Consider the following 3252-nt stretch of genomic DNA (forward strand, 5'->3'; position numbering starts at 1 on the left):
CCTACAATATTGGTTTGAATAAACGCACCGGGCCCTGTAATCGATCGATCCACGTGCGATTCGGCCGCTAAATGCATGACGGTCGTGGGTTTAAATTCTGAAAAAATACGTGCCACCGCTTGAGCATCGCAAATGTCATGATGATAAAAGGTATAGCGATCGGCGTCTTTAGCGTGAGCTAAAGACGCCACATTGCCCGCGTAGGTGAGTTTATCTAGATTAGCGACATGAAAAGTCGTGTGATCGATTAAATGGCGAATCACTGCAGATCCAATAAAACCTGCTCCTCCAGTTACAAGGATACGCATATATTTTCCAATTGGCAGTTAGAGTATAGATTATGTTATATAGGTAAGGTTTTTAAATAATCTTGAAGGCTCATCGCATTTTGATCTTTAGCAGATAGGATAGGATCCCCTGTAAAAGGCCAATCAATATTTAAATCAGGGTCGTTCCAAGCAATGCCCGCCTCAAACTGTGGGGCATAGTAATCCGTGGTTTTATATAAAAACTCGGCACTCTCGGACAGCACCACAAAACCATGTGCAAATCCTTCGGGTACCCAGAGCTGGTGTTTATTTTCGGCTGACAAATGCGCCCCTACCCACTGCCCACAGGTGGGCGAATCGGGGCGAATATCCACCGCCACATCAAAGACCTTGCCCTGCACCACGCGTACCAGCTTGCCCTGAGGCTGTTGGGTTTGGAAATGCAGCCCACGCAACACGTGTTGCACAGATTTAGAGTGATTGTCCTGCACAAACTTAACCGTGCGGCCGATGGCTTTTTCGAACTGGCGGTGATTAAAGCTCTCAAAAAAGAAACCGCGTTCGTCCCCAAATACCTTGGGCTCGATCAGGAACACGTCGGGAATAGCAAGAGCGGTGGCTTTCATTTTAATAACCCCATTAAATACTGACCATAGCCATTTTTAGCCAGTGGTGTGGCTAAACGTTGTAGCTGCTCGGCATCGATCCAGCCCTGACGATAAGCGATTTCCTCTGGACAGGATACTTTTAGCCCTTGACGGCTTTCAATCGTAGCAATGAACTGGCTGGCGTCCAGTAGGGATTCGTGCGTGCCGGTATCAAGCCAAGCATAGCCCCGCCCCATGATCTCGACATGAAGCTGATTCTGGGCAAGGTACAATTTATTTAGGTCGGTAATCTCTAATTCACCGCGTGCAGAAGGCTTCAGATCCCGTACTAAATCCACAGCCTGATTGTCATAAAAATACAATCCCGTGACGGCATAATTAGATTTAGGTTGTGCTGGCTTTTCCTCTAAGGACAGAACCTTTCCTGTGTGATCGAATTCTGCCACGCCATAGCGCTCAGGGTCGTGAACATGATAGGCAAACACAGTGGCGCCACTTTGTCGCTGGCAGGCGCTTTGCAAGAGCTTATGAAAATGATGTCCATAGAAAATGTTGTCGCCCAACACTAAAGCAGAAGGATGATTACCCACAAAATTCGCCCCAATCGTATAGGCTTGAGCTAAGCCATCGGGGCTTGGTTGCACAGCGTAGGATAAATTTAATCCCCATTGTGAACCATCACCAAGCAGTTGCTCAAACCGAGGCGTGTCCTGCGGTGTAGAGATCACCAAAATATCGCGTATACCCGCTAACATGAGCGTAGAAAGCGGGTAGTAAATCATGGGTTTATCGTAAATAGGTAAAAGCTGTTTACTAATCGCTAGCGTGGCTGGGTGTAATCGTGTACCAGACCCGCCGGCTAAAATAATACCTTTGTGATTCATTATATTTAATATCTTGTAATAGGGGTTAAAGCTGAGCAAACGGAGCTAATTGTGCTACGGCACGTCGTACATGAGTTTGCCAGTGTGGTAATTGCAAGTCCAGCTGTTCTTGTAACAAGCTGCTATCCAAAAGGGAAAACGCAGGGCGAGTGGCAGGCGTTGGGTATTCGGATGACGGGATAGCTAAAACATGATCTGGTTGTACGCGGGGTTGCATGCCATGAGCTAACATTTGTTGCACAATATAGCGGGCAAAGCCATGCCAACTGGTTTGCCCAGCGGCCGTTAAATGATACAGCCCCGAAGGCATTTGCCCACGGCGATGTGCCCAAATAGCCAGAGCGGTTACATCTGCGATCAGCTCGGCCGAGGTCGGCGCCCCAAACTGGTCGTCTACCACTGTGAGCTGCTCGCGCTGCATGGCTAAACGCATCATCGTGCGCAAAAAATTATTACCATGCCCCGCAAACACCCAACTGGTTCTAAATATCAACTGCTCACAGCCGCTGTGGCGCAGGGCGATTTCCCCATCCAGTTTGGTTTGACCATAGACGTTTTGTGGATCCGGTCGGTCTTTTTCGGTATAGGGGGTAGTTTGTTTACCATCAAATACATAATCGGTGGAATAATGCACCACCAAAGCATGGTTCTCATAAGCAAACTGCCCAATACGACCAATGGCTTCGGCGTTGATACGCTGCGCGGTGGCTTGATCGGACTCCGCTTTATCCACGGCTGTATAGGCAGCGGCGTTCACGATCACGGTGGGTTGAATCTGTGCCAACGTAGTACGTAATGCCCCCACATCTTGTAAATCAGCACGGTCACGACCTAGCGCCGTCACCTTTCCCAACGCGGATAAACTACGTTGTAATTCTGTACCAACCTGTCCGTCTTTACCTAAAATTAAAATATGTTGCATAACCGCGGACTTCCTCCCGATAGTGAACAAGCAGAAATGACCGTTATATTGTAGCTTGCTTACCTATTTTTGTTGCGATAGAACCAGATGGCAATGGTATGATGCTTGTTTTGATTTCTGTTTGGCGAACCCATCTTTTTGCATGACAAAGCCACGCTTACCCACATTTAGATTTATTTGGCAGCGCCTGTTTCGTTTAGGGGCAGGGCTTATCGTGTGCCTGAGTAGCACCGTGTGGGCGCAAAGCGCGCCGTTGGACTTGTATAGCGTATGGCAGATGGCGCTGACCCATGACCCTAACTATAAAGCAGCGGTCAGCCAGTTTGGTGTGTCGCAGGCACAGAAAAAGATCAGTCGTGCTGGTTTATTGCCCCAATTACAAGGGTCATACAGCGATCATCGCGTTAAAGGCTGGCGTGAGCGCACCAATATATTAGGGGGCTTGCAGCGCGCTGATCTTAGCTATGACTCCACTAACCTTAACGTGCGGCTACGCCAACCTTTGGTGAACTATCCGCGCTGGGCAGAATACCAGCGCGGGCTTGCGGTAGCACAACAAGGTTATGCCC

At 48.6% G+C, this 3252-nt stretch carries 4 protein-coding genes and 1 pseudogene; 1 reads left to right on the forward strand and 4 read right to left on the reverse strand.

What is annotated here, in order from left to right:
- The 4 genes from Q1V74_RS02185 to rfbD form a co-directional block, all read right to left on the reverse strand.
- Positions 1 to 308: GDP-mannose 4,6-dehydratase (locus Q1V74_RS02185; RefSeq protein WP_300646864.1), on the reverse strand; the 308-nt coding region annotated here is incomplete at its 3' end.
- A 35-nt stretch (positions 309 to 343) separates the two neighbouring features.
- On the reverse strand, positions 344 to 895 hold the full coding sequence (rfbC, locus tag Q1V74_RS02190; protein WP_300646865.1) for a dTDP-4-dehydrorhamnose 3,5-epimerase: 552 nt from the start codon (positions 893 to 895) through the stop codon (positions 344 to 346).
- Complete coding sequence (gene rfbA / locus Q1V74_RS02195; protein WP_300646866.1) at positions 892 to 1761, reverse strand: glucose-1-phosphate thymidylyltransferase RfbA; 870 nt, start codon at positions 1759 to 1761, stop codon at positions 892 to 894. The genes rfbC and rfbA overlap by 4 nt, the downstream gene beginning before the upstream one ends.
- A 25-nt stretch (positions 1762 to 1786) precedes the next feature.
- Positions 1787 to 2683 (reverse strand): dTDP-4-dehydrorhamnose reductase, encoded by an 897-nt coding sequence (rfbD, locus tag Q1V74_RS02200; RefSeq protein ID WP_300646867.1) that lies wholly within the window; start codon positions 2681 to 2683, stop codon positions 1787 to 1789.
- A 142-nt stretch (positions 2684 to 2825) separates the two neighbouring features.
- Here rfbD and Q1V74_RS02205 point away from each other — a divergent pair.
- Positions 2826 to 3252 (forward strand): annotated as a pseudogene (locus Q1V74_RS02205) (hypothetical protein); the annotation flags it as partial.

The sequence above is a fragment of the Paenalcaligenes sp. genome (genome assembly GCF_030152715.1).
In the GTDB taxonomy this organism is placed as follows: Bacteria; Pseudomonadota; Gammaproteobacteria; order Burkholderiales; family Burkholderiaceae_B; genus Paenalcaligenes; species Paenalcaligenes hermetiae.

Excerpts from the sequence above, each read along its gene's own strand:
- rfbC (WP_300646865.1), bottom strand. The coding sequence starts at position 895 with ATGAAAGCCACCGCTCTTGCTATTCCCGACGTGTTCCTGATCGAGCCC.
- rfbA (WP_300646866.1), bottom strand. The coding sequence starts at position 1,761 with ATGAATCACAAAGGTATTATTTTAGCCGGCGGGTCTGGTACACGATTA.
- rfbD (WP_300646867.1), bottom strand. The coding sequence starts at position 2,683 with ATGCAACATATTTTAATTTTAGGTAAAGACGGACAGGTTGGTACAGAA.